Annotated in this window: 25 protein-coding genes; 15 read left to right on the forward strand and 10 right to left on the reverse strand. The window is 68.0% G+C overall.

Translation table 11 applies throughout. The annotated features are described in order from the left end of the window. Positions 1-6: 6 nt before the first annotated feature. From D3880_RS01275 to D3880_RS01295, 5 genes are all read right to left on the reverse strand, one after another. Complete coding sequence (locus D3880_RS01275) at positions 7-258, reverse strand: YfhL family 4Fe-4S dicluster ferredoxin (RefSeq protein ID WP_089390982.1); 252 nt, start codon at positions 256-258, stop codon at positions 7-9. Between the two features lie 105 nt (positions 259-363). Continuing rightward, entirely contained in the window at positions 364-843 is a 480-nt protein-coding gene (gene coaD, locus D3880_RS01280) for a pantetheine-phosphate adenylyltransferase (protein WP_119891734.1), read from the reverse strand. An 86-nt stretch (positions 844-929) separates the two neighbouring features. Then, the gene (locus D3880_RS01285) at positions 930-2,525 is read right to left on the reverse strand and encodes a GMC family oxidoreductase (protein WP_119891735.1); all 1,596 of its coding nucleotides are present in this window, start codon (positions 2,523-2,525) and stop codon (positions 930-932) included. A 45-nt stretch (positions 2,526-2,570) separates the two neighbouring features. Further along, positions 2,571-3,116 carry a twin-arginine translocation pathway signal protein gene (locus D3880_RS01290; RefSeq protein WP_119891736.1) on the reverse strand — a complete coding sequence of 182 codons (546 nt, stop codon included), beginning with the start codon at positions 3,114-3,116 and terminating at the stop codon, positions 2,571-2,573. Positions 3,117-3,177: 61 nt separating this feature from the next. After that, entirely contained in the window at positions 3,178-4,611 is a 1,434-nt protein-coding gene (locus D3880_RS01295) for a coniferyl aldehyde dehydrogenase (RefSeq protein WP_119891737.1), read from the reverse strand. A gap of 221 nt (positions 4,612-4,832) precedes the next feature. Here D3880_RS01295 and D3880_RS01300 point away from each other — a divergent pair, with 221 nt between their 5' ends. The 5 genes from D3880_RS01300 (at position 4,833) to D3880_RS01320 (ending at position 11,489) form a co-directional block, all read left to right on the forward strand. After that, on the forward strand, positions 4,833-5,498 hold the full coding sequence (locus D3880_RS01300; protein ID WP_119891738.1) for a TetR/AcrR family transcriptional regulator: 666 nt from the start codon (positions 4,833-4,835) through the stop codon (positions 5,496-5,498). Positions 5,499-5,584: 86 nt separating this feature from the next. Continuing rightward, positions 5,585-6,979 (forward strand): TackOD1 domain-containing metal-binding protein, encoded by a 1,395-nt coding sequence (locus D3880_RS01305; RefSeq protein WP_119891739.1) that lies wholly within the window; start codon positions 5,585-5,587, stop codon positions 6,977-6,979. Between the two features lie 4 nt (positions 6,980-6,983). Further along, the gene (locus D3880_RS01310; protein ID WP_119895644.1) at positions 6,984-8,312 is read left to right on the forward strand and encodes a glycosyltransferase family 2 protein; all 1,329 of its coding nucleotides are present in this window, start codon (positions 6,984-6,986) and stop codon (positions 8,310-8,312) included. A gap of 4 nt (positions 8,313-8,316) precedes the next feature. Continuing rightward, positions 8,317-10,431 carry a TolC family protein gene (locus tag D3880_RS01315; RefSeq protein WP_119891740.1) on the forward strand — a complete coding sequence of 705 codons (2,115 nt, stop codon included), beginning with the start codon at positions 8,317-8,319 and terminating at the stop codon, positions 10,429-10,431. Positions 10,432-10,439: 8 nt separating this feature from the next. Beyond that, positions 10,440-11,489, forward strand: coding sequence for an HlyD family secretion protein (locus tag D3880_RS01320; protein ID WP_119891741.1), 1,050 nt, complete (start codon positions 10,440-10,442; stop codon positions 11,487-11,489). Here D3880_RS01320 and D3880_RS01325 read toward each other — a convergent pair whose 3' ends face one another. The 4 genes from D3880_RS01325 to D3880_RS01340 all read right to left on the reverse strand — a co-directional run bounded on the left by D3880_RS01325 (position 11,490) and on the right by D3880_RS01340 (position 16,072). Next, a complete protein-coding gene (locus tag D3880_RS01325; protein WP_119891742.1) occupies positions 11,490-12,473 on the reverse strand; it encodes a hydrolase in 984 nt (327 codons plus the stop codon). A gap of 152 nt (positions 12,474-12,625) precedes the next feature. Next, on the reverse strand, positions 12,626-13,225 hold the full coding sequence (gene rsmD, locus D3880_RS01330; protein WP_119891743.1) for a 16S rRNA (guanine(966)-N(2))-methyltransferase RsmD: 600 nt from the start codon (positions 13,223-13,225) through the stop codon (positions 12,626-12,628). Continuing rightward, positions 13,225-14,724, reverse strand: a complete 1,500-nt coding sequence (locus D3880_RS01335; RefSeq protein ID WP_119891744.1) for a M16 family metallopeptidase — start codon at positions 14,722-14,724, stop codon at positions 13,225-13,227. The genes rsmD and D3880_RS01335 overlap by 1 nt, the downstream gene beginning before the upstream one ends. Continuing rightward, positions 14,717-16,072 carry a M16 family metallopeptidase gene (locus D3880_RS01340; RefSeq protein ID WP_119891745.1) on the reverse strand — a complete coding sequence of 452 codons (1,356 nt, stop codon included), beginning with the start codon at positions 16,070-16,072 and terminating at the stop codon, positions 14,717-14,719. Before D3880_RS01340 ends, D3880_RS01335 begins: the two co-directional genes overlap by 8 nt. Before the next feature lie 128 nt (positions 16,073-16,200). On the opposite strand from D3880_RS01340, the gene ftsY reads away from it, so the two are divergent. The 5 genes from ftsY to D3880_RS01365 all read left to right on the forward strand — a co-directional run bounded on the left by ftsY (position 16,201) and on the right by D3880_RS01365 (position 20,902). Beyond that, on the forward strand, positions 16,201-17,586 hold the full coding sequence (gene ftsY / locus D3880_RS01345; protein WP_119891746.1) for a signal recognition particle-docking protein FtsY: 1,386 nt from the start codon (positions 16,201-16,203) through the stop codon (positions 17,584-17,586). Continuing rightward, on the forward strand, positions 17,583-18,251 hold the full coding sequence (gene ftsE / locus D3880_RS01350; protein WP_119891747.1) for a cell division ATP-binding protein FtsE: 669 nt from the start codon (positions 17,583-17,585) through the stop codon (positions 18,249-18,251). Before ftsY ends, ftsE begins: the two co-directional genes overlap by 4 nt. Then, positions 18,251-19,261, forward strand: coding sequence for a permease-like cell division protein FtsX (gene ftsX, locus D3880_RS01355; RefSeq protein WP_119891748.1), 1,011 nt, complete (start codon positions 18,251-18,253; stop codon positions 19,259-19,261). Before ftsE ends, ftsX begins: the two co-directional genes overlap by 1 nt. A gap of 105 nt (positions 19,262-19,366) precedes the next feature. Continuing rightward, complete coding sequence (gene rpoH / locus D3880_RS01360; protein ID WP_119891749.1) at positions 19,367-20,221, forward strand: RNA polymerase sigma factor RpoH; 855 nt, start codon at positions 19,367-19,369, stop codon at positions 20,219-20,221. Positions 20,222-20,290: 69 nt separating this feature from the next. Further along, on the forward strand, positions 20,291-20,902 hold the full coding sequence (locus D3880_RS01365) for a hypothetical protein (protein WP_119891750.1): 612 nt from the start codon (positions 20,291-20,293) through the stop codon (positions 20,900-20,902). Between the two features lie 143 nt (positions 20,903-21,045). On the opposite strand, the gene mtgA is transcribed toward D3880_RS01365, so the two are convergent. After that, positions 21,046-21,795, reverse strand: a complete 750-nt coding sequence (mtgA, locus tag D3880_RS01370) for a monofunctional biosynthetic peptidoglycan transglycosylase (RefSeq protein ID WP_119891751.1) — start codon at positions 21,793-21,795, stop codon at positions 21,046-21,048. Positions 21,796-21,846: 51 nt separating this feature from the next. Here mtgA and D3880_RS01375 point away from each other — a divergent pair, with 51 nt between their 5' ends. From D3880_RS01375 to D3880_RS01395, 5 genes are all read left to right on the forward strand, one after another. Next, positions 21,847-22,221, forward strand: a complete 375-nt coding sequence (locus D3880_RS01375) for a DUF423 domain-containing protein (protein ID WP_119891752.1) — start codon at positions 21,847-21,849, stop codon at positions 22,219-22,221. A 95-nt stretch (positions 22,222-22,316) separates the two neighbouring features. Next, positions 22,317-22,517 carry a sulfur carrier protein ThiS gene (thiS, locus tag D3880_RS01380; RefSeq protein ID WP_119891753.1) on the forward strand — a complete coding sequence of 67 codons (201 nt, stop codon included), beginning with the start codon at positions 22,317-22,319 and terminating at the stop codon, positions 22,515-22,517. Between the two features lie 64 nt (positions 22,518-22,581). Beyond that, positions 22,582-23,376: a thiazole synthase gene (locus tag D3880_RS01385; protein WP_119891754.1), complete on the forward strand. Its 795-nt coding sequence runs from the start codon at positions 22,582-22,584 to the stop codon at positions 23,374-23,376. 108 nt (positions 23,377-23,484) lie between these two features. Next, complete coding sequence (gene trmB / locus D3880_RS01390; protein ID WP_119891755.1) at positions 23,485-24,195, forward strand: tRNA (guanosine(46)-N7)-methyltransferase TrmB; 711 nt, start codon at positions 23,485-23,487, stop codon at positions 24,193-24,195. Between the two features lie 470 nt (positions 24,196-24,665). Continuing rightward, positions 24,666-26,009, forward strand: a complete 1,344-nt coding sequence (locus D3880_RS01395) for a DUF1329 domain-containing protein (protein WP_119891756.1) — start codon at positions 24,666-24,668, stop codon at positions 26,007-26,009. The last annotated feature ends 73 nt before the right edge of the window (positions 26,010-26,082 follow it).

The raw sequence follows: 26,082 nt of genomic DNA on the forward strand, positions 1-26,082 counted from the left end.
CTGGGCTCAGGCCTTGCCGGTGAGTTTCAGGTACTTCTGCATCAGCTCGTCCTTGCTTTCCACGTGGGCGTCATCCAGCGGGATGCAGTCGACCGGGCAGACCTGCTGGCACTGCGGCTCGTCGTAGTGGCCGACGCATTCGGTGCACAGGTTGGGGTCGATCACGTAGATCTCCTCGCCCTGGGAGATCGCGCCATTGGGGCACTCGGGTTCGCAGACGTCGCAGTTGATGCAGTCGTCGGTGATTTTCAGGGACATGAACAGGCAACTCCTGTCGTGGCGCGATGCCGCGACATTCAGAACACAATATATGAATTGTGCCGCATCGACGCCCGGCTTGCACGCCGGGCGGATGTCCTGCCCTTAGCGCTTGAAGCGCTGGGCCAGTGCTTCGGCCACCGCCGGATGGACGAACTTGCTGATATCGCCGCCCAGCGCGGCGATTTCGCGCACCAGGGTCGAGGAGATGAAGGAGTACTTTTCCGACGGAGTGAGGAACATGCTCTCCACGTCCGGCACCAATTGGCGGTTCATGTTGGCCAGTTGGAATTCGTATTCGAAGTCGGACACCGCGCGCAGGCCGCGCAGGAACACGTTGGCGTTCTGTTCCTTGGCGAAGTGCGCGAGCAGGGTGGAAAAGCCCACCACCTCGACGTTCGGCAGGTGCTTGGTGACCTCGCGGGCCAGTTCTACCCGTTGCTCCAGGGAGAACAGCGGATTCTTCTTCGGGCTGGCAGCAACCGCGATGATCACCGTATCGAACAGTCGCGAGGCGCGGTCGATCAGATCGCCGTGACCCTTGGTGATCGGGTCGAAGGTACCGGGGTAGAGCACTCGATTCATCGTGACGTCCTGGCGGAGTCAGTGGGGGAGTCGGATGGTAGCGCAGCGACACCCCAGCGGCCAAGCCGCCGGGGTGTCCTGTCTGCTCAGGCTTTGCCGAGGCGTTCGGCCAGGGCCGTGGCCAGCTGCGCGCTGAGGCCGTAGACCGACAGCTGCGGGTTGGCGCCGATGCTGGTGGGGAACAGCGAGCCGTCGTGGATCGACAGGTTCTCCAGCTGGTGATGACGGCCGAGGCTGTCGGCAACCGCCAGGCTGGCGTCCTCGCCCATCGCGCAGCCGCCCATTACGTGGGCGCTGCCCAGGCGCGTGCGGTACAGCTCCAGCGACAGGCCGTCGATCACCTGCTTGGCCTCGCTGAGAGTTTTCACGAAGCCAGCATCGTTATGCATCGGCATCACCGCTTTAGCGCCGGCGGCGAACTGGATCTCGGCCATGCTGTGGAACGCGCGACGCACGCCGTCCCAGGTGTAGTCGGTCATCCGGTAGTCGAGTACCGGGCTGCCGTCGCTGCGCAGCTCCACGCTGCCCTCGGCGCTGTCCGGGTGGAAGCCGTCGCGCATCAACGCGAGGACCACGTTGGTGTGCGGCAGTTGCTCCATGCGCAGCGCATTGTCGACGCCGAAGCGGCCGAGCAGGGTGGCGGTCAGCGCCGGGTGCAGCGGTGGCACTTCGAGCTTGTAGGACATGCGCCCGCTGGCGCCTTGATCCCACTGGAAATGATCGGAATAGATCGACTGCGGTGCGCCGTAGAACGGGTTGATGACCTGCTCGAAGTGCGCGGCGGAGAAGTTCACCAGGTGCAGGAAAGTGCGCTTGCCGACGCGCTGGTGCGGGTCCGGCGCCTGCGAGCGCAGCAGCAGCGCCGGGCTGTTGATGCCGCCGCCGGCCAGCACGTAGTGCCTGGCCTTGATGGTGATCTTGCGCCCGGTCAGCGCCACGCAGCGCTCGTCGAGGCCGACGCACTCGATCCCGCTGACCTTGTCGCCGTCCAGCAGCAGGCGTTCGGCGCGCGCCAGATAGAGCAGCTCGCCGCCCTTGTCGAGGGTCGCCGGAATGGTGGTGACCAGCATCGACTGCTTGGCGTTGGTCGGGCAGCCCATCCCGCAGTAACCGAGGTTCCAGCAGCCGCGCACGTTGCGCGGGATGACTTTCCAGGGATAACCGAGCTTTTCACAGCCGCTGCGGATCACGTCGTTGTTGGGGTTGGGCGGAATCATCCACGGCGCGACGCCCAGGCGTTGCTCCATCTTCTCGAACCACGGCGCCATGTCGGCGACGCCATGGCCCTTGACGTTGTGTTCCTTGGCCCAGTGTTCCAGGGTCGGTTCCGGAGTGCGGAAGCTCGAGGTCCAGTTGACCAGCGTGGTGCCGCCGACGGCGCGGCCCTGGAGGATGGTGATGGCGCCGTCCTTGCTCATCCGCCCGATGCCTTCCTGATAGAGGCTCGGGTAGGCCTCGGCCTCCTGCATCTTGAAGTCGGAACTGGTCTTCAGCGGCCCTTCCTCGATCAGCAGCACCTTGAAGCCGGCGGCGCTGAGAATCTCGGCGGTGGTGCCACCGCCGGCGCCGCTGCCGACGATGGCGACATCCGCCTCGAGGGTCAGGTCGCGGTCCAGGCGTGAGCCGTCATAGGTTTTCCAGCCGCGGGCGAGGCCTTCGCGGAACAGATCAGGTACGGGCATGGGTGAGCTCTCAGGCAGATTCTTCTTATAGGTGTGGGTGCCGCGTCAGACGGTCGGTGGGCCGGGATAGCCGCAATGTGCCCAGGACTCGGGGCGGCTGTACCAGGCCATCATCACTAGTTGCAGCAAGGCGGCGTGGCCCATGCGCAGCAGGCCGATCGAGCTGTGCTCCCAGCGCGTCAGGAAGGCTTGCAGGTCAGCGTTGGACGCCTTCTCCCAGCTGCCCCACACGCCAGTTAGCGGACCGCGGGTGACCGGCAGGGCGAGCAGGTCGAAGAGCTGCTGGGTCTGCTTGAGCAGCGCCGGGGACACATGGTTGAGGCTGGCGTCGAGGCTGTTCAGGGTGCCCTGCACGGCCTGCAGCAGCTGCTCGGCCTTGACCGCGCCGGTGAGCATCACCGGGATCAGGGCACGCAGGAACGGCAGATCGGAGTCGCGCAGCACGGCGAAGCCGTTGGCTGGGGTGCTGGCCGAGCAACCGCTGAGGCTGGCGGTGACGCCGGCGGTGGCGAGGAACGCCGAGCCGAGCAGGCCGACCTTGAGCAGCCCGCGCCGCGACAGGCCGGGGGCGGCGAGAGTGGTGTCTGTCATTGTTGTATTCACCAGTGATGAGCGGAAACGCGGGCGCCGGCCGGCGCCCGCCAGTTGACCTTTAGCGGATGAACAGTTTGTAGGCCAGTTTCTGCAGCGCCTTGCCGTATGGCGGGTAGATGGTCTTGGAGGCGTTGAAACGCTGCTTGACCAGCACGCCCTTGGCCTTGCTGAAGGTCAGGAAGCCTTCGTGGCCGTGGTAGTGGCCCATGCCCGACGGGCCGACCCCGCCGAACGGCATATCATCCTGGGCCACGTGCAGCAGGGTGTCGTTGATGCACACGCCGCCGGAGTGGGTCTCGTGCAGCACGCGCTGCTGCTCGCCCTTGTCGTAGCCGAAGTAGTACAGCGCCAGTGGCCGCGGCCGGTCGTTGACGTAGGCGAAGGCATCTTCCAGGCGCTCGTAGGGCACGATCGGCAGCAGCGGGCCGAAGATCTCGTCCTGCATCAGCTTCATGTCGTCGTTGACGTTCAGCACCAGGGTGTGTGGCAGGCGCCGGCCCTGGGCCTGCGGGTACAGCGGCACCAGCTTGGCGCCCTTGCCCTCGGCGTCGCTCAGGTAGCCCTGCAGGCGCTGGACCTGGCGCTCGTTGATGATCGCGGTGTAGTCCGGGTTGTCGGTGAGCTGCGGGTAGAAGCCCTGTACCACCTGGCGATAGGCCTCGACGAAGCCGTCGACGCGGTCCTTGGGCACCAGCACGTAGTCGGGCGCCACGCAGGTCTGCCCGGCGTTGACGGACTTGCCGAAGGCAATGCGCTCGGCGGCATCGGCCAGCGGCACGTCCGCGGAAACGATGGCCGGCGACTTGCCGCCCAGCTCCAGGGTCACCGGGGTGAGGTGCTCCGCCGCGGCGCGCATCACGTGCTTGCCGATGCTGGTGGCGCCGGTGAACAGCAGGTGGTCGAACGGCAGCTTGGAGAAGGCCATGCCGACTTCCGCCTCACCGAGCACCACGCTGACCAGGTCCTCGGGGAAGATCTTCGCCATCAGCTGCTTGAACAGCAGCGAGGTGGCCGGGGTCGACTCGCTCATCTTGATCATCACCCGGTTGCCCGCGCCCAAGGCACCGATCAGCGGGCCGACGGCGAGGAACAGCGGGTAGTTCCACGGCACGATCACCCCGACCACGCCGAGCGGCTGGTAGACGACTTTGGCGCTGGCCGGCTGGAATGCCACGCCGACCGCGCGCTTGGACGGCTTCATCCATTTCTTGATGCGTTTGCTGGCGTAGTGGATGCCGAGCATGCTCGGCATCAGTTCGGCGAGCAGGGTCTCGTCGGCAGAACGGTTGCTGAAGTCCGCGGAGATCGCCTGGATCAGCGCCTGCTGTTCATTCTTGAGCAACTGGCGCAGCGACTGCAGCCACTGGATGCGCTGCTCGGCGGCCGGCATCGGGTTGGCGCGGAAGGCCGCGCGCTGGCGCTGGAACAGGACATCCAGTTCGTTGATCTGTTGCTGGTTCTGAAGGGGAAAGGCGGCGATATCGGCAACCATGATGCGGCTCCTTGGTGGACCGTCGGGTTATTGTGGGTTGCTGGATTTTTAGAGCAATTGCTCTAATGTGTCAAACAGGATGCCGCCCCGCGCGTCACCTGGCAGCCCAACGAAATGCTGGGGCCTGCTTTGCCACGCTTCCGGGGGTAACACCCGGAAGCCAGGAAGCGGTACCTTTGCCGCCGTCCCCGAACCGCCGTTTTCAGTCCAGAACCTAACCTATGGCCGCCCAGATCAAGACCCGCGAGCGCATCGTCCAAGCCAGCCTGGAACTGTTCAACGCCCAGGGCGAGCGCAACGTCACCACCAACCACATCGCCGCGCACCTGAGCATGTCGCCGGGAAACCTGTACTACCACTTCCGCAACAAGCAGGCGATCATTGCCGAGCTGTTCACCCAGTACGAAACGCGGGTCGACGCCGTGCTGCGCGTGCCCGAGGGGCGGGCGATGACGGTGGAGGACAAGACCTTCTACCTCGAGGCGCTGCTCGCCGCGATGTGGCAGTTCCGCTTCATGCACCGCGACCTCGAGCACCTGCTGGAGGCCGATCCCGAGCTGGCGGCGCACTACCGGCACTTCTCGCAGCGCTGCCTGAGCCACGCCACGGCGATCTACCAGGGCTTCGTCGATGCCGGCATCCTGCGCATGACTGCGGCGCAGATCGAGGCGCTGACCCTCAACAGCTGGATCATCATGACCTCCTGGGTGCGCTTCCTGTGCACCACCCGCGGCGATCCCGGCGACCTCAGCGAAGAGCAGCTGCGTCGCGGCATCTACCAGATTCTGGCGCTGGAGGGTGGCTATCTCGCCCTCGAGGCGCAGGCGGCGGTCGAGGCGCTGTACCGCAAACTGTATGTGCCGCTGGAGCAGCTGCTGCAAGGCTGAGTGGAGCGTTTTGTTGCAGGGCAAGGGGCGGTTTCTGGCGCCAATCTGTTTATAGTTGGGGCATCTAGCCGGCCAAGAGATTGCTCATGACCACTTCGTCGCCCCGCATTGCCCTCCTGGCCCGCAGTCCGTCCACCTTGCCGGGCCTCGAAGCCGAGTGCTTCACCGGGCTGGCCGCGCTGCAGGCGGCGTCAGTCTACGACGTGCTGCTGCTCGACCTGCCCGGTGCGGTGGCGGGCACGGCGCTACGCGGCCTGCGCCTGGATCCGCGCTACCGCTTTAGCCTGATCTACTGCACTCAGGACCAGGACGCCTGGTGCACGGCCCTCGGCGACGGCCAGCCGCCAGCCGACCTGGCGGGCATCACGCCGCTCTGGCGGCTGTGGCGCGAACGCCTCGCCCTGTTCAACCGCGGTGTGGCCCCGGAGCGCTTCGAAACGCGGGTGCTGGCCTGGCTGTGGTTGCGCTCCTCACGCGGCGTGCTGCATGCCCTGCGCGATACCGGTGCGGCCCAGCATTACCGCTATCCGCTGCTGGAGGCGCTGAGCAACGGCGAGACGCTCAACGAATTCGCCTGGTTGCAATTGATGACCGGGCGGGGCTGGCTGGAGCCGGGCGTCCTGCTCGACCGCATCCGTCTGTGCGGCAGCTGCGGCTCCGGTCGCCTCAACTACGTGGACGTCTGTCCCGAGTGCCGGGCGCTGGACATCGCCCGCCAGCCGTCGCTGCACTGTTTCACCTGCGGCCATGTCGCGCCGCAGGCGCAGTTCCTCAAGGACGGCCTGCTGCTCTGCCCGAACTGCCTGACCCGTCTGCGTCATATCGGCAGCGACTACGACCGGCCGCTGGAGAACTACAGCTGCCGCAGCTGCCAGGCCTTCTTCGTCGACGCCGCGGTGGAGGCGCGCTGCCTGGACTGCGGCGAGTCCCACGCGCCGGACAAGCTGCAGGTGCGCGAGGTGCGTGACTACCGCCTGGCCGAGGCCGGGCTGCTGCGCTGCCGCGAGGGTTTCGACGCCAGTCCGATGGACGACGAGGCGTTCGGGCGGCTCAACCTGTTGTCGCAGCGGCGCTTTTTCGAGGCGCTCGACTGGCAGCTGCAACTGGTGCGCCGCTACCGGACGCCCCCCTTCGCCCTGCTCGGCTTGGGGTTCGTCAACCGGCGGGAAACCCTGGCCCGGCTCGGCGAGATGCGCGGCCAGGCGCTGATCGACGGCCTGGTGGAGCGGGTGCAGGAGGCCGTGCGGGATGCCGACCGCTGCTGCCGGCTGAGCGAGGAGGTGCTCTGGCTGCTGCTGCCGCACACCGACGCCGCCGGCCTGGCCGCGCTGCGCCAGCGCCTGACCCAGGGCGCCGAGCGCATCGCCGGCGAGGGGCTGGACATCGAGGTGCGGCAGATCGGCTTCGTCGCCCCGGACGAGTTGGTTGACCAGGAAGATGCCCAGCTGCTTCTGGCCCGCTTGGGCGGCCTGCTGGGCTAGCGCCATGGAAGCGGTCATCCAGCACTGGCTACTGTGGGCCTCGGAAGCCGCCAAGAGCGACGGCGGCATCCTCCTGTTCGTCACCATGCTGCCGGCCTTCACCCTGCTGGAGCTGCCATTCAACCTGCTGGTGCTGCTCGGTGTGCTGCGCTGGTTCGTGCGCAAGCCGTTCGAGCTGCCGCAGGGCAACATCCACCACCCGCGGGTCTCCTGCATCATCACCTGCTACAGCGAGGGGCGCGACGTGCAGAGCACTCTGCTCACCCTGTGCGAGCAGACCTACCAGGGCGAGATCGAGATGATCCCGGTGCTCGACGGCGCCGCGCTGAACCAGCCGACCCTGCAGGCGGTGCGCGATTTCCGCGTCGATCCCCGGTTGTATCCGCGGCGCCTGCTGCGGCCGATCGCCAAGTGGCAGCGCGGCGGCCGGGTGTCCTCGCTGAACGCCGGCCTGGCCCACTGCACCGGCGAGATCGTCATGGCCCTGGACGGCGACACCTCGTTCGACAACGACATGGTCGCCAACATCGTCCGCCATTTCGCCGATCCGGACGTGCCGGCCGTGGCCGGCAGCCTGCGCGTGCGCAACCGGCGGGCCTCGCTGGTCGCGGCGCTGCAGGCCATGGAGTACCTGCTGTCGATCCACATGGCCAAGATCGGCCTCAGCGAATGGAACCTGGTCAACAATATCTCCGGCGCGTTCGGCGCCTTCCGCCGCAGTTTCCTGGACAAGCTCGGCGGCTGGGACACCCACAGCGCCGAGGACCTGGACATCACCCTGCGCATCAAGAACTACTTCGGCCGGCGCGCGCTGCGCATCCCCTTCGAACCGTACGCCATCGGTCATACCGACGCTCCGGTGACCCTCTGGCAGTTCCTCAAGCAGCGCCTGCGCTGGGACGGCGACCTGTTCTTCCTGTACATCCGCAAGCACCGCCACAGCTTCAACCCGCGCCTGCTGGGCTGGCCGAACTTTCTGATGACCCTGTTCAACGGCTTCTTCTTCCAGCTGGTGCTGCCCTTCATCATCGTCGGCTACCTGCTGGTCGGCTTGTTCGTCCTGCAGTGGCCGGTGTTCCTGGCCCTGGCCGGGCTGATCTACCTGGTCTACCTGGCGGTCACGCTGCTGCTCTACCTGGCCATGCTGACCATGGTGTCCGAGCGGCCGCGCCAGGACCTGCGTCTGTTGCCGCTGGTGTTCGTGTTTCCGTTGTTTATGCTGATGATGCGTTGCTGGAGCGCGGTGTCCATGCTCAACGAGGCGTTGCGGCGCGGTCATGAGGAAACCAGCATGGCACCCTGGTGGGTGTTGAAGAGGGGAAGGAGATTCTAGGACGATGAAGCGCGCGTTATTGGCCTGTGCCCTGTTGCTGGCCAGCGCACCGGGCTTGGCCGAGGTGCTGCCGCTGGATGAGCTGCTCGCGCGCGCTGCCGAGGGGCTGGCGCTGGGCGCCAGCGCCGCCGAGCAGGATGCCCTCGCTGCGCTCAGGCAGCAGCGCGAGGCCGAAGCCGGCTGGCAGTGGTTCGCCGCCGCCAGCACGGGCCGTTACCGTGAGCTGGTCACCGAGGATGTGCGCGACGACTACTACGGCCGCAACCTGGCCCTGGGCCTGCGCCATCCGCTGCTCGGCAGCCTGTACCGGCAGCGCGACGCGGTGCAGGCGATCGTCCACGACCAGCAGCGGCAGACCATCCGCCAACTGCTGCAGCGCGCCGAGCGGCGCCTGGCCCTGCGCAGCGCCTACGCCGACTGGTGGCGCGCCGACCAGGAGCAGCGCTGGTGCGCCGAGCTGCTGCCGGCGGCGCAGCAGGCGCGCGAGCGGCTGGCCCTGCGCCAGCGCGAGGGCTGGCTGCGCCAGTCCCAGGCGCGCCAGCTCGATGGCCAGTGGCAGGCCCTGCAGCGCCGCTGCGCGCAGCGCGAAGCCCTGCTCGAGGAAACCCGCGACGGCCTGGCCGAACTGGCCGGCCTCGAGCTGAGCGCCGCCCAGCAGCCCCGGGCCGAATCCCTGGCCGGCCAGGTGCAGCCGCTGTCCGCCTGGCGCCAGGCCATCGAGCGCCATCCGCGCCTGCAGGCGCGCCAGGACGAGGTGCGTCAGGCCGACCAGCGGCGCGAGTCGCCCTGGTATGCCGGGGTCGATTCCCACTTCAGCCTGGCGCAGAGCTACGAAGACCGCAGCGGCGCGCCGAAGCCGGGCGATGGCCTGGTGGCCAGCCTGACGTTTTCCGCGCCCTTCGACCCGCTGGGCTACGGGCGCGCCCGGACCCGCGAGACCGAGGCTCGCCATCAGACGGCGCTGGCCCAGGTGCAGAGCGAGCGCGGGCAACTGCTGCAGGCGCTCGGCCAGGCCTTGCGCCTGCAGCGGCAGAGCATCGAGGAGCTGCGCGCCGAGCGCGAGCAGCTCGAGGTCTCGCACCAGGCTCTGGACGAGCTGCGCCTGCGCGAGCAGCGCGCGGTGGAGACCACGGCGGACGAGCTGCTGGCCGCCGATGTGGAATACCAGCGCAGCGGCTTGCGCCTGATCGGCGCCCGGCACGCCGCCTGGCTGCGCGAGGCCGAGCTGCGCCTGTTCGCCGAGGACGATTCCGAGCTGGCCCGCCTGCTCGGTGATCAGTCGCTCACCTGGCAGGCCCTGTCGGGCACGGCCGGGGCCGCCGCGGTGACGCTCGCCGCGAACCGCCGGGCCGCCGCCGGGCCGTCGCGCGACTGGCAGCAAGGCGTCTATGTCTGGGACAGCGTCCGCCTGCTGGATGCCCGCAGCCGGACGGCCGAACTGCGCGAGCTGCGGCGGGCCGGGATGCAGCGCCTCTACCTCGGCCTCAGCGCCGCCCAACTGGCCGATCTGCCGAGCCTGCGCCAGCGCCTCCAGGCCACCCTCGCCGCCGCGCGCAACGAGGGCCTGCAGGTGGCCCTCCTGCTCGGCGACCCGGCCTGGCTGCAGCCGGAGCACCGCCAGGGGCTGCTGACGCTGCTCGGCCAGCTGCGCGGGTTGCCCTTCGCTGCCCTGCACCTGGATCTGGAAGTCGAACAACTCGGCTGGCCGGTACCCGACAGTCGCCTGCAGGATTGGCTGGACACCCTGGCGGCAGTGACCAGCATCAACCCCTGGCCGCTGGAGCTGTCCAGCCACCACCGCTGGTTCGTCGAACCTGTCGCTGGCCAGACCTGCGTGCCCTGCGCCCTGCCGCAGCGCGGTGTGCGCCAGGTCAGCCTGATGATCTACACGCGCAATGCCGAGAGCAGCGCCGCGCTGGCCGAGCAGATCGCCCGGCGCTGGCCGGCCCTGCAGTTCCGCCTGGCGCAGAGCGTCGAGCCGCAGCTGACGGCCGAGGAGAGCTGGAGCGGCGTGCCGCGCCACCAGTTGCAACGGCAGGTCGGACGCTGGCGGACGCGCCTGCAGCCGGTCGGTATCCGTGGCATCGACTGGCAGGATTGGCCTAACTACCCCCGTTGAGCACGTCTATGAAAATTCGCTTCTCCAGTGACAAGGAACAGCAACCGACCCAGGACCAGGGCCTCAAGGTGCTCTATGCGCCGGGCAAGCGCCTGGCCTTCAAGCTGCGCTGGTACCTCATCCTGCTGGCGGTACTCGGTCCGCTGCTGTGGCTGGCCGGCCAGTGGCTGCTGTCGCTCTGGCTGATCCAGGCGCCGGCCCAGCTGGAGCTGCCGCTGCTTGAGCTGCGGGCCCGCGAGCCCGGCCAGGTGCAGCAACTGCTGGTGCGGCCGGGCGACCCGGTGGAAGCTGGCCAGGTGCTGGTGCGCCTGGACAACCCCGAGTGGCGCGCGCGCCTGGCCCTGCTGGAGGAGCCGGACCAGCATCCGGCTACCGACTCGCCGGCCCGCCGGAGCCTGCGCGAGCGCGAACGGGAGGCGCTGGAGCGCCTGCTGGCCAGCGCCGAACAGCGGCTGGGCCAGCTGCGCGGCCTGCAGGCCGCCGGAGCGGCGACGCGCGGCGAGGTGCAGGCCGCTAGCGATCTGCGCGATCAGCGCCAGCGCGATCTGCTGCAATTCGATCAGCAACAGGCCGTGGTGCTGCCCCAGGTCGCCTTCGACCAGCAACAGCGCGGGCTGGAGCGGCGCTGGCTGGAGGAGCGCCTGGAGGGGCTGGCCCTGCAGGCCCCCCATGCGGGCGAAGTCAGCGAAATCCTGGTCAACGAGGGCGAGAACATCGGCCCCGGCAATCTGCTGCTGCGCATGCGCACCGACGGCGAGGTGCGGGTGTGGGTCTACCTGGAGCCCCGCGATGTCGCGTACGCGGTGCCCGGGCAGCCTTTCCGCCTGCGGCTGCCCGATGGTCGCTGGCTGCCGGCGCAGGTGGTTCGGGCGGTGGACGATGCCGTGTCGGTGCCGGGCGAGCTGCGCGCGGCGTTCAGCGCACCGACCCGCAACCTGCGGGTGCTGGCCCGCATCACCGGCGAGCTGCCGAAGCGCTGGCGAGCCGACCGCCTGGGTCTGCAGGCGCGCTTCCCGCACCAGTGGCCGTGGGTCGACGCCTGGGCCGGAGATGAGTGATCAGCGCCGGCCGTTCAACCAGGCGGGAATCCGCCGTTCCAGGTAATAACCCGGTTGGCGCGGCGAGCCGTCGATGAAGCCGGCATGGCCGCCGTGGGCATGCAGCTCGAATTCCACTCCGGGGGCCAGTTCGGCGCTTTCCGGCAGGCTGTGGCGGAACACGAAGGGGTCGTCGGCGGCCTGGATGATCAGCGTCGGCGTGCGGATCGCGCCCAGGTAATAGCGGCTGGAAGCGCGCCGATAATAGTCGTCCGCATCGGCAAAGCCATGCAGCGGCGCGGTGATGCGCCCGTCGAAGTCCCAGAAGGTGCGCATGCCGTCCAGCGGTCCGAGGCGCTGCAAGGCGGCCAGGTGGCGGTCCTCGCGTAGTTGCTGGAAGCGCTGCTGCTTGCGCTGCACGTAGGCGACCATCTCGCTCATGAAATGGCGCTGATAGACCCGCGAGAAGCCGATGCCGATGCGGTCGGCGCACTGGTCCAGACGGAACGGCACCGACACCGCCACTGCCGCCTGCAACGGGCAGTCCGCACCGCTTTCGCCGAGGTGCTTGAGCAGCACGTTGCCGCCCAGCGAATAGCCCACCGCATACAGCGGCGCCAGCGGCCGCTGGGCGCGCAGGTGGGCGATGACCGCAGCGAGGTCCTCGCTGACCCCCGAGTGATAGCCGCGCGGCAGCAGGTTCGGCTCGCCCGAGCAGCCGCGCCAGTTCAGCGCCACGCTGGCCCAGCCCTGAGCGGCCAGGCGCTGTTGCAGGCCGAGCACGTAGAGCGAGCTGGACGAGCCGGTCAGCCCGTGCAGGACCAGCACCAGCGGCGTCTCGGCGGCATGCGGGCCGTGCCAGTCGAGATCGAGGAAATCGCCATCTTCCAGCCACAGGCGTTCGCGCTGGCGTTGCAACTGCGGCGGCCGGCGGCCCAGCGAGTTCCACAGGGTCTGCAGATGCGGGCCGGGCAGCCACCAGGCGGGTTGGAAGGATGCGGTCATGCGCCTTTGTGCTCATCAGCTTGGATCAAGTGACGAGGCTAGAGCCTTTGCGGGAAAAGCAGAAGCACCATTGCTTGGGCGAATGCCCGCAGCGGAGTCCTAGCCCGGATGCAGAGCCGGGCTAGGGCGTTCAGGCGTTTTCTCGGGGCGGGTTAAACCGAGCGCTGCCACAGTGCGTAATACACCTGGCCGGCTTTCTGTTCGCGGTGCAGGCGCCAGTTGCTGGGCAGCGCCAAGCTCGAGGGCGCGGCTTCGCTTTCGGTGTAGATCCAGGCGTCGGCGGCCAGCCAGCCTTTGGCTTCCAGCAATGTGCAGGCCGACTCCAGCAAGTCGTGGCCGAAGGGCGGGTCGAGGAACACCAGGTCGAAGGGCGTGGCGGGCTGGCTTTCCAGATGGCGCAAGCCATCGCCGTGCAGCAACTGGCCGTTGTCGCACTTCAGCGTGGCCAGGGTCTGGCGCAGGCTGGCAATGGCGGCCATGTGGGTGTCCACCGCCAAGGCGCTGCCGGCACCGCGCGACAGGGCTTCCAGGTACAGGGCGCCGCTGCCGGCGAACAGGTCGAGGACCTTGGCGCCGGCCACATAGGGCGCTAGCCAGTTGAACAGGGTCTCGCGCACCCGGTTGGGCGTCGGGCGCAGGCCGTGGGCCATCGGGAAGCTGAATTTGCGGCTGCGCCATGCGCCGCCGATGATCCGCAGCTCGCCTTGGCCGCCGTGGGCGGGAACGTTGCTGGGTTTGCTTGGACGGCTCATCAGTGCTCCGGTACGCCGAGCGCGGGCTCGGCGGGTTTGTCGGTGGGGGGCGGCAGCGGTTGCTGGGCGACGGTCGGGCCGGCAGTGACGATCACCAGGGCGTCCGGGTCGAGGTGCTTGGCCATCGCCGTTTTCACCTGCGCGGCGCTGAGGTTCTGCACCTGCTGCATGAAATCTTCCAGGTAGCTCAGCGGCAGGTCGTAGAAGCCGATCGCACCGAGCTGGCCGACGATGTCGGCATTGCTCGCGGTGGAGAGCGGGAAGCTGCCGGCCAGCTCGCGCTTGGCGTCGTCCAGCTCCTGCTGGGTCGGGCCGGTGGCCAGGTAGTCGCGCAGGATGTCCTGGACCAGCTTGAGGGTGCCGGCGCTCTGCTCGGCGCGGGTCTGCAGGCTGATCATGAACGGCCCGCGCGTCTGCATGGCGGTGAAGCCGGAGTACACGCCATAGGTCAGCCCGCGTTTCTCCCGCACTTCGGCCATCAGGCGGGTGCCGAAGCCACCGCCGCCGAGGATCTGGTTGCCGAGGGTCAGCGCGGCGTAGTCCGGCTCGCGGCGGTCGATGCCCAGCTCGGCGAGCAGCAGGCTGGTCTGTTTGGAGGGGAACTCGATATGGCTGAGGCCGGGCTTGGGCACCTGCGGGGCGGGCGGCGGCGGCAGCGCCGGGCCCCGCGGCAGGGCGGCGGAAACCTGCGCGGCGAGCGCCTCGGCCTCGCCGCGGGAGAGGTCGCCGACCAGGGCGATGACCACGTTGCCGGCGGCGTAGGCCTGGGCGTGGAAGGCGCGCAACTGCGCCGCGCTGAGCGGCGGGATCGACTGTTCGGTGCCCTCGCTGGGGTGGCCGTAGGGGTGCTCGCCATACAGGCGCTGGAACAGTTGCAGGCCGGCGAGCTTGCCGGGGTTCTGCTTCTGGTACTGGAAGCCGGCCAGCACCTGGTTCTTGATCCGCACCAGCGCCTCGGCCGGGAAGCTCGGCTGGCCGAGCACCTCGGTGAACAGCTGCAGCGCCGGTTCGCGCTGCTGCTTGGCGCTCAGGCTGCGCAGGCTGGCGATGGCCATGTCGCGGTAGGCACCGTTGCCGAATTCGGCGCCGAGGCCCTCGAAGCCGGTGGCGATGGCGGTGGCGTCCTTGCCGGGCACGCCTTCGTTGAGCATGGCGTTGGTCAGCATGGCCAGGCCGGGGGTGGCGCCGTCGTGGCTGCTGCCGGCGGCGAAGGTCAGGCGCAGATCGAACATCGGCAGCTGATGGGCCTCGACGAACAGCACCTTGGCGCCCTCGGCGGTGCGCCAGCTGTGGATCTCCAGGGCGCGGCGGCTGGGCGTCTGACCCTTGAGGGCGGTCAGGGACTCCAGCTTGGCGGGGCCGGCGGCCGCCTCAGGCGTGGCGCTTGGCGGAGTTGGCGGGGTCGACGCCGGGCGGCTGGCCAGCAGCGCCAAGGCGCCAAGCAGGATCAGCGCAGCCAGGCCGAGCAGGCCGTAGCGCAGGCCATTGCGCTCACTCATGGCGAGTCTCCTTGGGCAGGATATGGGCGACGCTCAGGCGCTCGCGGGTGAAATAGGTGCGGGCGGCGTTCTGGATGTCGGCGGGGCTGATGGTTTCCAGGCTGGTCAGGTCCTGATCCAGCAACCGCCAGGACAGACCGACGGTTTCCAGCTCGCCGATGGCGCTGGCCTGACTGCTGATCGAATCGCGCTCGAACACCAGCCCGGCGATCACTTGGGCGCGCACCCGTTGCAGCTCCTCGGCGCTCGGCGGCGCGCGCTTCAGCTCCTCCAGCTGGCGCCAGAGGCCGGCTTCGGCCTGCGCCAGGGTCTTGCCGGTCTGCACGTTGGGGGTGGCGGAGAGGACGAACAGGCTGTCGCCGCGGGTGAAGGCGTCGTAGTTCGCCGAGGCGCCGGACACCAGTTCCTCGCCGCGCTCCAGGCGCGCCGGCAGACGCGCGCTGTAGCCGCCGTCGAGCAGCGCCGAGATCAGGCGCAGAGCATGCACCGTGCGCGGGTCCTTGGCGCTCGCCAGGCCCGGCACGTTGAAACCCATCAGCAGGCTCGGCAACTGGGTCTGCAGGTGCAGGGTGAGGCGCCGCTCGCCAGGCGCGGCCAGCTCGAGCGGCGGTTTGGCGTCCGCCAGCGCCCGGCGTGGGATGGCGCCGAAATAGCGCTCGGCGAGGGCTTTGACCTCATCGCGGCTGACATCGCCGACCACCACCAGGGTGGCGTTGTTCGGCACGTACCAGGTTTGATACCAGCGGCGCAGCTCGTCGACATTCATGCGCTTGAGGTCGGCCATCCAGCCGATGGTCGGGGTGTGGTAGCCGCTGGCGGGATAGGCCAGGGCCTTGAAGCGCTCGAAGGCGAGGGCGCCGGGCTTGTCGTCGGTGCGCAGGCGCCGCTCTTCCTTGATCACCTCGATCTCGCGGCTGAACTCCTCCGCCGGCAGGCGCAGGCTGACCAGGCGATCGGCTTCCAGCTCGAAGGCCACGGCCAGGCGGTCGCGCGCCAGCACCTGGTAATAGGCGGTGTAGTCGTCGCTGGTGAAGGCGTTCTCTTCCGCGCCGAGGTCGCGGAGGATGCGCGAGGCCTCGCCGGGGCCGAGCTTGCGGCTGCCCTTGAACATCATGTGCTCGAGGGCGTGGGACAGGCCGGTCTGGCCGGGCGTCTCGTAGCTGGAGCCGACCTTGTACCAGATCTGCGAAACCACCACCGGGGCGCGATGGTCTTCGCGGACTATGACCTTGAGGCCGTTGTCCAGGCTGAATTCGTGGGTCGGCTGCGGCTCGGCGGCCAGCGCGACGAGCGGCAGGCAGAAGGCGGTGAGCAGCAGCCCGGCGGCGCGGCGGGCGATCATTTTCATCGATGGGGCGACCTGTCGGGCGGCCCGCTTGGACTTAGCGTCGGCGGGCGAGGAGGTGCTAGGATACTCATCCGTTTTCCTGGCGGCCATGCCTGCCGGCGCGTCGCTCCCTTGAGATAGCCGTCCACATGTTTGGTTCCAACGACGACAAGAAAGCTCCGGACCCGTCCGCAGAGAAGAAAGGCCTGTTTGGCTGGATGCGCAAGAAGCCGCAGGACGCCCCGGCACAGCCGGCATCCCCGGCGCCTGTGGCCGGCGCGGAAGTGGCACCGGCCGCGGTGGAAACTGCACCGGCAGCTGAAGCCGTAGCAGCCGTTGCGACCGAGGTGGCTGCCGCGTCCGTTCCTTCTCCGGCGCCCAGTGTCGAGGTCGCTGCCGCAGCTGGCGGCGTGGTCGAGGCTCCCGTGGCTACGCCCGTGTCCGGGCAAGCGTCCGCCGGGTCGCGCTTCCGCCTGAATATCGGCAGCGAAGTGGTGCACGCGCCGGCGCCGGTCGAGCCGGTCGTCGTTGCCGCCCCCGCTCCCGCCTCGGCTCCTGCTCCCACGCCGGCCGCGCCGAGCCCCGAGCCCCAGGGCGAAACCAAGGCCGGCTTCTTCGCCCGCCTCAAACAGGGCCTGTCGAAGACCAGCGCCAACCTCGGCGAGGGCATGGCCAGCCTGTTCCTCGGCAAGAAGGCGATCGACGACGACTTGCTCGACGAGATCGAAACCCACCTGCTGACCGCCGACGTCGGCGTCGAGGCGACCACCACCATCGTCGGTAACCTCACCAAGCGCGTGGCACGCAAGGAGCTGGCCGACAGCGGCGCGCTGTACAAGGCCCTGCAGGACGAGCTGGTGGCGCTGCTCAAGCCGGTCGAGCAGCCGCTGCGGGTCGCCGCCGACAAGCAGCCCTATGTGATCCTGGTGGTCGGCGTGAACGGCGCCGGCAAGACCACCACCATCGGCAAGCTGGCCAAGAAGCTGCAGCTGGAGGGCAAGAAGGTCATGCTCGCCGCCGGCGACACCTTCCGCGCCGCCGCGGTCGAGCAGTTGCAGGTGTGGGGCGAGCGCAACCAGATCGCGGTGATCGCCCAGCACACCGGCGCCGACTCCGCCTCGGTGATCTTCGACGCGGTGCAGGCGGCCAAGGCGCGTGGCATGGACGTGCTGATCGCCGACACCGCCGGGCGCCTGCACACCAAAGACAACCTGATGGAAGAGCTGAAGAAGGTGCGCCGGGTGATCGGCAAGCTCGACGACACGGCGCCCCACGAGGTGCTGCTGGTGCTCGATGCAGGCACCGGGCAGAACGCCATCAATCAGGCCAAGCAGTTCAACCAGACCGTCAACCTCACCGGCCTGGCGCTGACCAAGCTGGACGGCACCGCCAAGGGCGGGGTGATCTTCGCCCTGGCCAAGCAGTTCGGCCTGCCGATCCGCTACATCGGCGTCGGCGAGGGCATCGACGATCTGCGCACCTTCGAGGCCGATGCCTTCGTCCAAGCCCTTTTCGCGGAACGGGAGCGTGCATGATTCGCTTTGAGCAGGTCGGTAAGCGCTATGCCAATGGCCACGTGGGCCTGCATGAGCTGAGTTTTCGCGTGCGCCGCGGCGAGTTCCTGTTCGTCACCGGGCATTCCGGCGCCGGCAAGAGCACCCTGCTGCGCCTGATCCTGGCGATGGAGCGGCCGAGCACCGGCAAGCTGCTGCTGGCCGGCCAGGACCTGGCGCAGATCACCAACCCGCAGATTCCCTTCCTGCGCCGGCAGATCGGCGTGGTGTTCCAGAATCACCAGCTGCTGTTCGACCGCACGGTGTTCAACAACATCGCCCTGCCGCTGCAGATCCTCGGCCTGTCCAAGCCGGAGATCGCCAAGCGCGTCGGCGCGGCGCTGGAGCGCGTGGCCCTGGCCGACAAGGCCGAGCTGTTCCCCGGCGACCTGTCCACCGGCCAGCAGCAGCGCGTCGGCATTGCCCGCGCGGTGGTGCACCGTCCGGCCCTGCTGCTCGCCGACGAACCGACCGGTAACCTCGACCCGCGCCTGGCCGCGGAAATCATGGGGGTGTTCGAGGACATCAATCGCCTCGGCACCACGGTGCTGATCGCCAGCCACGACCTGGCCCTGATCGCGCGCATGCGCCACCGCATGCTGACCCTGCAGCGCGGCCGTCTGATCGGTGACGGGGAGGCCGCCTGATGAGCGAACAACGCAATCCCAAGGCCGCCGAGCGCGTCGGTGGTGGCGTGGCCAAGCCGGCGGCCAGTCGTCACGATGAGGGCCCGGACTTCCGCAGCCAGCTGCACGCCTGGCTGGAAAGCCACCGCGCCAGCCTGCTCGACAGCCTGCGCCGCCTCGCCCAGCAGCCGATCGGCAGCTTCTTCACCGCGCTGGTGATGGCCATCGCCCTGAGCCTGCCGATGGGCCTGTCGCTGCTGCTGAACAACATCGAGCGGCTCGGCGGCTCCTGGCAGCATGCCGCGCAGATTTCCCTGTACCTGCAGATGGATGCCGGTGACGCCGCCGGCGAGCAGTTGCGCGAACAGATCCAGGCGATGCCCGGCGTGGCCGAGGCGCAGTGGATCAGCCGTGAGCAGGCGCTGGCCGAGTTCCAGCAGCAGTCCGGGCTCGGCGAGGCGCTCAAGGAACTGCCGCAGAACCCGCTGCCGGGCGTGGTGCTGGTCACCCCCCTGGAAATCGACAAGGCCGGCCTCGAGGCCCTGCGCCTGCGCCTGGCCGAGCTGCCGAAGGTGCAGCAAGCGCAACTCGATCTGCTCTGGGTCGAGCGCCTGGGCGCGATCCTCAAGCTCGGCGAGCGCTTCGTGTTCGGCCTCACCTTGCTGCTGGTGATGGCCCTGCTGCTGGTGATCGGCAACACCATCCGCCTGCACATCGAGAACCGCCGCAACGAGATCGAGGTGATCAAGCTGGTCGGCGGCACCGATGGCTACGTGCGCCGCCCCTTCCTCTATATGGGCGCGCTGTACGGCTGCGGCGCCGGGCTGTTGGCCTGGGCGGTGCTGGCCTACGGCCTGGGCTGGCTGAACGGCGCGGTGGTGCGCCTGGCCGGCCTGTACGGCAGCGACTTCGCCCTCGCCGGAGTGCCCATGGCCGATGGCCTGTCGCTGCTGCTGGGCGCGGTATTGCTCGGTTACATAGGCGCCTGGCTGGCGGTCGCCCGGCACTTGAACGAGCTGGCGCCTAAGTAGTACCTTCTTGCTCCGCTTGAGTAACAGCTGTTTCTGAACTTTGAGTCAGGTTTTGTGTCACACTGACAATACTGAACTCCAGAGTTCATGAATCGGAGGATTCGCATGACCACATCGTTGCAGCCTGTCTATGCCCTAGCCCCGGGTGCCAACCTGGAGGCCTACGTGCACACGGTGAACAGCATTCCGCTGTTGAGCCAGGAGCAGGAACGCGAACTGGCCGAAAGCCTCTTCTACCGCCAGGATCTTGAGGCGGCCCGGCAAATGGTGCTCGCGCACCTGCGCTTCGTCGTGCACATCGCCCGCAGTTATGCCGGCTACGGCCTGGCCCAGGCCGACCTGATCCAGGAAGGCAACGTCGGCCTGATGAAGGCGGTCAAGCGCTTCAACCCGGAAATGGGCGTGCGCCTGGTGTCCTTCGCCGTGCACTGGATTCGCGCCGAGATCCACGAGTTCATCCTGCGCAACTGGCGCATCGTCAAAGTTGCCACCACCAAGGCGCAGCGCAAGCTGTTCTTCAACCTGCGCAGCCAGAAGAAACGCCTGACCTGGCTGAACAACACCGAAGTGCACGCCGTGGCCGAGAGCCTGGGCGTCGAGCCGCATGAAGTGCGCGAGATGGAAAGCCGCCTGACCGGTCAGGACATGGCGTTCGACCCGGCCGCCGATGCCGACGACGACAGCGCCTACCAGTCGCCGGCCCACTACCTGGAAGACCATCGCTACGATCCGGCTCGCCAGCTGGAGGATTCCGACTGGAGCGACAGCTCCACCGCCAATCTCCACGAAGCGCTGGAAGGCCTCGACGAGCGCAGCCGCGACATCCTCTACCAGCGCTGGCTGGCCGAGGAGAAGGCCACCCTGCATGAGCTGGCCGCCAAGTACAACGTCTCCGCCGAGCGTATCCGCCAGCTGGAGAAGAACGCGATGAACAAGCTCAAGGGCTCGATTGCCGCGTAAGCCAACTTCACCGTCATCGTTCTGAAAAGCCGCACCCGGGTGCGGCTTTTTTCTGTCCGGAGTGTCTCTATGTCGCCGCAGTTGCGTTCGTTCCGCTGGCTGATCTATGCCGGCGTCCTGCTGGTCAGCGCCTGGAGCCTGTGGACCCTGCGCGGCCAGCAGCCGGGCGAGCCCTTGCCCTGGTTGGTCGACTGGCAGCAGCAGGTATTCGTCCCGCTGGCCGAGGAGCGCCTGACCTTGGCGGAACTGCGGGCGCTGACCGGGGGCGAGCTGTGGGTGCAGCCGCAGGGCGAGGGCGGGCCGCGCTTGCTGTACCGCGCCGATTGGCGGGCCGCCGAGCAGTCCTGGCAACTGGAGGCCGAGCTGGCGTTGAGCCAGAACGAGCGCGACAGCCTGCTGGCGGCGACCGGTCTGGCCGCCGGCAGCGCTGAACAGGCGCTGAGCGGCGAATTGCTCGACCAGCTCGGTCAGCACCGCCTCGCCAGCCTGCTGCTCAAGCCGGCGGACACGGTGGCGGGCGCGCGGCTGATCGCCAGCCTCGGCCAGCCGCGCGTGCGTCTGGGCTTGCAGGAGGGTGGCGAGGCTTGGGTCTATCCGCAGCTGGGGCTGACCCTGTTCCTGCGCGATGAGCAACTGCAACTGCTGCAGAACCTGCCGCGGCGCAAGCCACAAAACCGCTAGGACTTCGGTGGAAAATGCTTCGCAGTTTTCCACCCTACGCGGGCTGGCAGGTCTGGCAGGGTGGATAACGCTTTGCTTATCCACCATCACGCTGGCAGCAAATGCTCACGGGCGAGACCTTGAACAGTCTTTTAGACGCGGGCTCAGCGCAGCCAGGCCGGGCGGCTGGGCTGCAGCTCGCCGAGGTAGTGGCTGCCGCCGAGCTGGCGCATCTGCTGGCGGATCCAACTGGCGCGGCGGCTGACATAGGCGTTCGGCCGCCCGGCGCGCCAGCGATGCGGGTTGGGCAGCACGGCGGCCAGTTGGCTGGCCTGCTGGGTCGACAGGTAGGGCGCGCCGATGCCGAAGTGATGGCGCGCCGCGGCCTCGGCGCCGAACACGCCATCGCCCCATTCGACGCTGTTGAGGTACACCTCGAGAATCCGCTGTTTCGGCCAGAACAGCTCGATCAGCGCGGTGAACCAGGCTTCCAGGCCCTTGCGCAGCCAACTGCGGCCGGACCACAGGAACAGGTTCTTGGCCACCTGTTGGCTCAGCGTGCTGGCGCCGCGCAGCGAGCCGCCGCGCTCGTTGTGGGCGATGGCCTTCTGGATCGCGATGAAGTCGAAGCCCCAGTGTTCGGCGAACTTCTGGTCCTCGCCGGCGATCACTGCGACCTTGAGGCTGTCCGGCAATTCGCGCCAGGGCCGCCAGCGGCGCTCGAGGTCGATTGGCTGGCCGTCGATCCAGGATTCCAGCTTGCGTTCGACCATCAGCGCCGTGCCCGGTGGCGGCAGCCAGCGCAGCAGCAGCACCAGCACGGCACTGCCGGCGGCGAACCACAGCAGGGCTTTGACGAGGCGGCGGAACAGGTTGCGCATGGATGGCTTGGCCGGGGCGGAAGAGGCGGCCATTATAGCGGGGCTTCGCCATCTGTCCGGTGCCGTCTGTGGGGAGAGTTGCTCATGCGTGTGTTCCTGTTGCTCGCCGCGTTTTTCGGCTTCACCGCCGTGGCCCTCGGCGCCTTCGCCGCTCATGGGCTGAAGAGCCAGTTGAGCGCCGATTACCTGGCGGTGTTCCAGACCGGGGTGCATTACCAGATGGTCCATGCCCTGGCGCTGCTGGCCTTGGCGCTGCTCAGCGTGCATCTTCCGGGGCGCGCGCTGACCCTGGCCGGCGGCCTGTTCGTGCTCGGCATCCTGTTGTTCTCCGGCAGCCTCTACCTGCTCAGCCTGAGCGGCGTGCGCGGCCTGGGCATCATCACCCCCTTCGGTGGCCTGGCCTTCCTCGGCGGCTGGCTGAGTCTGGGCGTGGCGGCCTGGGGTCTGACCGCGCGCTGACCTGACCCGGGCGTCAGTTTCGAGACGAATGCACCTTGGTCCGGCAGTGGGGAAGGGGCTAGAATGCCCGCCCCCTCATAGTGTGATCGCCTGTCATGCGCATTCAATTGAACGGTGAAGCTTTCGAGTTGCCCGCTGGCGAAACCCTGGTCGACCTGCTGGTGCGCCTGGAGTTGACCGGCAAGCGCGTCGCCGTCGAGCTTAATCTGGACATAGTGCCGCGCAGCCAGCACGCCAGTACCGTCCTCGGCGAGGGTGACCGGGTCGAGGTGGTGCACGCCATCGGTGGCGGCTAGCGTCGCCACCCCATCCCGTCCCCGCAAGCCCGCCACGCCCACGCCCTGCCCAAGAGGAGTTCCGATGAGCCAAGTTCGCAGCGATAAGCCCTTCACCCTGGCCGGCCGCACCTACCAGTCGCGTCTGCTGGTCGGCACCGGCAAGTACAAGGATCTCGAGGAAACCCGCGAGGCCATCGAGGCTTCCGGCGCCGAGATCGTCACCGTCGCGGTGCGCCGCACCAATATCGGCCAGAACCCCGGCGAGCCGAATCTGCTCGAGGTGATCGAGCCTTCGCGCTACACCATCCTGCCGAACACCGCCGGCTGCTATAACGCCGAGGAAGCGGTGCGCACCTGTCGTCTGGCGCGCGAGCTGCTGGACGGCCACAAGCTGGTCAAGCTGGAAGTGCTGGCCGACCAGAAGACCCTGTTCCCCAACGTCATCGAAACCCTCAAGGCCGCCGAAGTGCTGGTCAAGGACGGCTTCGACGTGATGGTCTACACCAGCGACGACCCGATCATCGCCCGCCAACTCGCCGAGATGGGCTGCATCGCGGTGATGCCGCTGGCCGGCCTGATCGGCACCGGCCTGGGCATCTGCAACCCCTACAACCTGCGCATCATCCTCGAGGAGGCGACCGTGCCGGTGCTGGTGGATGCCGGCGTCGGCACCGCCTCCGACGCCACCATCGCCATGGAGCTGGGCTGCGAGGCGGTGCTGATGAACAGCGCCATCGCCCACGCGCAGAACCCGGTGCTGATGGCCCGCGCCATGAAGCATGCGATCGAGGCGGGGCGTTTGGCCTACCTGGCCGGGCGCATGCCGAAGAAGCTCTACGCCAGCGCCTCGTCGCCGCTGGATGGCCTGATCCAGTAATGTCCGTTCGTTTCATGTAGGAGCGGATTTATCCGCGAAGCGCCAGCAGCTCCTGACGCTTCACATCGCGAATGAATTCGCTCCTACCCATTCACACCGAGTTTTCTCATGACCGATAGCCAGCCCCTCGCCGAACAGCAACCACACCGCCGCACCATCAAGAGTTTCGTGATGCGCGCCGGGCGCATCACCGAAGGCCAGCAGCGCGCCATCGAGCAGGGCTGGCCGCGCTTCGGCCTGGAGCTGCAGGCCGGCATGCAGGACTTCGACCAGGTGTTCGGCCGCCAGGCGCCGCGCACCTTCGAGATCGGCTTCGGCATGGGCCATTCCACCCTGGAAATGGCCGCCGCCGCGCCGGAGCAGGACTTCATCGGCGTCGAGGTGCACAAGCCGGGCGTCGGCGCGCTGCTCAACGGCCTGCTCAGCCAAGATCTCAGCAACCTGCGGATCTACAGCTGCGACGCCCTGGACGTGCTGCGCCAGTGCGTGGCCGATGCCAGCCTCGACCGGGTGCTGCTGTTCTTCCCCGATCCCTGGCACAAGGCCCGTCACCACAAGCGCCGCATCGTCCAGGCCGGGTTCGCCGAGCTGGTGCGGCAGAAGCTCAAGATCGGCGGCGTGCTGCACATGGCCACCGACTGGGAGCCCTATGCCGAGCACATGCTCGAAGTCATGCAGGCGGCGCCCGGCTACCGCAACCTGGCCGCCGATGGGCGCTGGGTCGAGCGCCCCTCCGAACGGCCGATCACCAAGTTCGAGCGCCGCGGCGAGCGCCTCGGTCACGGTGTCTGGGACCTCAAGTTCGCGCGCATCGACTGAGAACCTGTTTACGATCTGCTGCGCGTCGGCCATACGGCGTTGAAGTCAGGCTCAGAAAGCCGCTTGCGGCTAACGCACTTCAGTGCGGCCCCGGAGGGGTGAGCGAAGCGAGTCATGCTCATTTACAACTCGTAAACTCCGCTTCTTCGCCCGATTTATGCGCTGACGCTCGCCCTGCGGGCCAGCCTGCGGCTGTTACTCCCGTTGGTCGTTGCGCCTTTGTCTGGCTCTAGCTCGCGAGATCGTAAACAGGTTCTGAGCCAGAAGCGGCTCTAGCACGCGCTTTTGCGCCGCGGCGCAAGGCGGCGCGGCCGCGCAGGCTGTAAGATGCGCCCCCGCACGGAAGCACCATCAGACCGGCCCCAGCCGGCGCCAGGAAGGCTCCTCACCTCAAAGCAAAAATAAGCCGGCCCGCCAGGGCTTTCCGGCCATTTCGCGATGCGTGCGTGTCGCAACGAGAGGAGTTCGTTGTGTTGAGAAGTTTCGCAGTTCTGCTGCTGGCGCTGAGCGCGGCGCAGGTTCAGGCCAAGGTCGATAACCAGCAGGCCAGCCGCCTCGATCAGGACCTCACCCCGCTGGGCGGCGAGCGCGCCGGCAATGCCGCCGGCAGCATTCCCGCCTGGGACGGCGGTCTGGCCGCGCCGATCGCGGGTTACCAGGCGGGCAAGCACCACCCCGATCCCTACGCCGGCGATGCCGTGCTGTACCGGGTCAGCGCCGCCAATCTGGAGCAGTACCGGGCGCTGCTGCCGCCGGGCCTGCAGACCCTGCTGAAGAGCCATCCCGACTACTCCCTGCGGGTCATGCCCAGCCATCGCAGCGCCGCGGCGCCGCCGCGCATCTATGCCGCCACCCGCTTCAATGCCGTCAACGCCGAGCTGATCTCCGGCGGCAACGGCGTGCAGGGCGCCGCCGCCGGGATTCCCTTCCCGCTGCCGCAGAGCGGCCAGGAGGCGATCTGGAACCACGTCATGCGCTACCGCGGCGAGCAGATTCACCTGGTCACCAACCAGGCGGCGGTGCTCGCCAGCGGCGACTACAACCTGCTCAAGCTCGAGCGCGACATCTATTTCCTCTACGGCCGCGACGGCATAGCGCCGAAGGACCTGGACAACACCCTGTTCTATTACAAGTACAAGGTGGCGGCGCCGGCAAAGCTCGCCGGCTCGGCGCTGGTGGTGCAGGAGACCCTCGACCAGGTGCTGTCGATCCGCAAGGCCTGGCGCTTCAACCGTGGCGAGCGGCGCGTGCGTCGTCTGCCGATGCTGGCCTTCGACACCCTGCAGCCGGACACCAACGGCATGGCCACCGCCGACATGGTCGATTCCTACAACGGCGCGCCGGATCGTTACGACTGGACGCTGGTCGGCAAGCAGGAAATGCTGGTGCCCTACAACAGCTATGCGGTGCACCAACAGGGCATCGCCTACAATAAGATCCTTCAGCGCCACAGCATCAACCCCGAGCTGCTGCGCTACGAGTTGCACCGCGTCTGGGTGGTCGAGGCGCAGCTGCGCACCGGCTTCAGCCATCCCTATGCCAAGCGGCGTTTCTATCTGGACGAGGACAGTTGGCAGATTCTCGCCGTCGATCTCTACGACAAGCACGGCGAGCTGATCGGCCTGCAGGAAAGCCATCCGATCAGCTACTACGACATGCCGATGTTCGGCAGCACCCTGGAGACCATCTACGACTTCGCGGGTGGCCGCTACTTCGCCGATGGCCTCGACAACAACGAGCCGATGTACGACTTCCAGGCCCCGCTCGGCCCGCGCGACTTCACCCCGCAGGCGCTGCGCCGGGAAGGCAACTGAGTCTGCCGCCCAAGAAAAAACCGCCTTCTGGCGGTTTTTTTAGGCCTGCCTACCAGCCGCCTCGTGGGCAGAC

It is taken from the genome of Pseudomonas cavernae, from assembly GCF_003595175.1.
Lineage (GTDB): Bacteria > Pseudomonadota > Gammaproteobacteria > Pseudomonadales > Pseudomonadaceae > Aquipseudomonas > Aquipseudomonas cavernae.

Bases quoted from the DNA above. Each gene is read 5' to 3' on its own strand.
- D3880_RS01275 (WP_089390982.1), bottom strand. From the start codon at position 258: ATGTCCCTGAAAATCACCGACGACTGCATCAACTGCGACGTCTGCGAA.
- coaD (WP_119891734.1), bottom strand. From the start codon at position 843: ATGAATCGAGTGCTCTACCCCGGTACCTTCGACCCGATCACCAAGGGT.
- D3880_RS01285 (WP_119891735.1), bottom strand. From the start codon at position 2,525: ATGCCCGTACCTGATCTGTTCCGCGAAGGCCTCGCCCGCGGCTGGAAA.
- D3880_RS01290 (WP_119891736.1), bottom strand. From the start codon at position 3,116: ATGACAGACACCACTCTCGCCGCCCCCGGCCTGTCGCGGCGCGGGCTG.
- D3880_RS01295 (WP_119891737.1), bottom strand. From the start codon at position 4,611: ATGGTTGCCGATATCGCCGCCTTTCCCCTTCAGAACCAGCAACAGATC.
- D3880_RS01300 (WP_119891738.1), top strand. From the start codon at position 4,833: ATGGCCGCCCAGATCAAGACCCGCGAGCGCATCGTCCAAGCCAGCCTG.
- D3880_RS01305 (WP_119891739.1), top strand. From the start codon at position 5,585: ATGACCACTTCGTCGCCCCGCATTGCCCTCCTGGCCCGCAGTCCGTCC.
- D3880_RS01310 (WP_119895644.1), top strand. From the start codon at position 6,984: ATGGAAGCGGTCATCCAGCACTGGCTACTGTGGGCCTCGGAAGCCGCC.
- D3880_RS01315 (WP_119891740.1), top strand. From the start codon at position 8,317: ATGAAGCGCGCGTTATTGGCCTGTGCCCTGTTGCTGGCCAGCGCACCG.
- D3880_RS01320 (WP_119891741.1), top strand. From the start codon at position 10,440: ATGAAAATTCGCTTCTCCAGTGACAAGGAACAGCAACCGACCCAGGAC.
- D3880_RS01325 (WP_119891742.1), bottom strand. From the start codon at position 12,473: ATGACCGCATCCTTCCAACCCGCCTGGTGGCTGCCCGGCCCGCATCTG.
- rsmD (WP_119891743.1), bottom strand. From the start codon at position 13,225: ATGAGCCGTCCAAGCAAACCCAGCAACGTTCCCGCCCACGGCGGCCAA.
- D3880_RS01335 (WP_119891744.1), bottom strand. From the start codon at position 14,724: ATGAGTGAGCGCAATGGCCTGCGCTACGGCCTGCTCGGCCTGGCTGCG.
- D3880_RS01340 (WP_119891745.1), bottom strand. From the start codon at position 16,072: ATGAAAATGATCGCCCGCCGCGCCGCCGGGCTGCTGCTCACCGCCTTC.
- ftsY (WP_119891746.1), top strand. From the start codon at position 16,201: ATGTTTGGTTCCAACGACGACAAGAAAGCTCCGGACCCGTCCGCAGAG.
- ftsE (WP_119891747.1), top strand. From the start codon at position 17,583: ATGATTCGCTTTGAGCAGGTCGGTAAGCGCTATGCCAATGGCCACGTG.
- ftsX (WP_119891748.1), top strand. From the start codon at position 18,251: ATGAGCGAACAACGCAATCCCAAGGCCGCCGAGCGCGTCGGTGGTGGC.
- rpoH (WP_119891749.1), top strand. From the start codon at position 19,367: ATGACCACATCGTTGCAGCCTGTCTATGCCCTAGCCCCGGGTGCCAAC.
- D3880_RS01365 (WP_119891750.1), top strand. From the start codon at position 20,291: ATGTCGCCGCAGTTGCGTTCGTTCCGCTGGCTGATCTATGCCGGCGTC.
- mtgA (WP_119891751.1), bottom strand. From the start codon at position 21,795: ATGGCCGCCTCTTCCGCCCCGGCCAAGCCATCCATGCGCAACCTGTTC.
- D3880_RS01375 (WP_119891752.1), top strand. From the start codon at position 21,847: ATGCGTGTGTTCCTGTTGCTCGCCGCGTTTTTCGGCTTCACCGCCGTG.
- thiS (WP_119891753.1), top strand. From the start codon at position 22,317: ATGCGCATTCAATTGAACGGTGAAGCTTTCGAGTTGCCCGCTGGCGAA.
- D3880_RS01385 (WP_119891754.1), top strand. From the start codon at position 22,582: ATGAGCCAAGTTCGCAGCGATAAGCCCTTCACCCTGGCCGGCCGCACC.
- trmB (WP_119891755.1), top strand. From the start codon at position 23,485: ATGACCGATAGCCAGCCCCTCGCCGAACAGCAACCACACCGCCGCACC.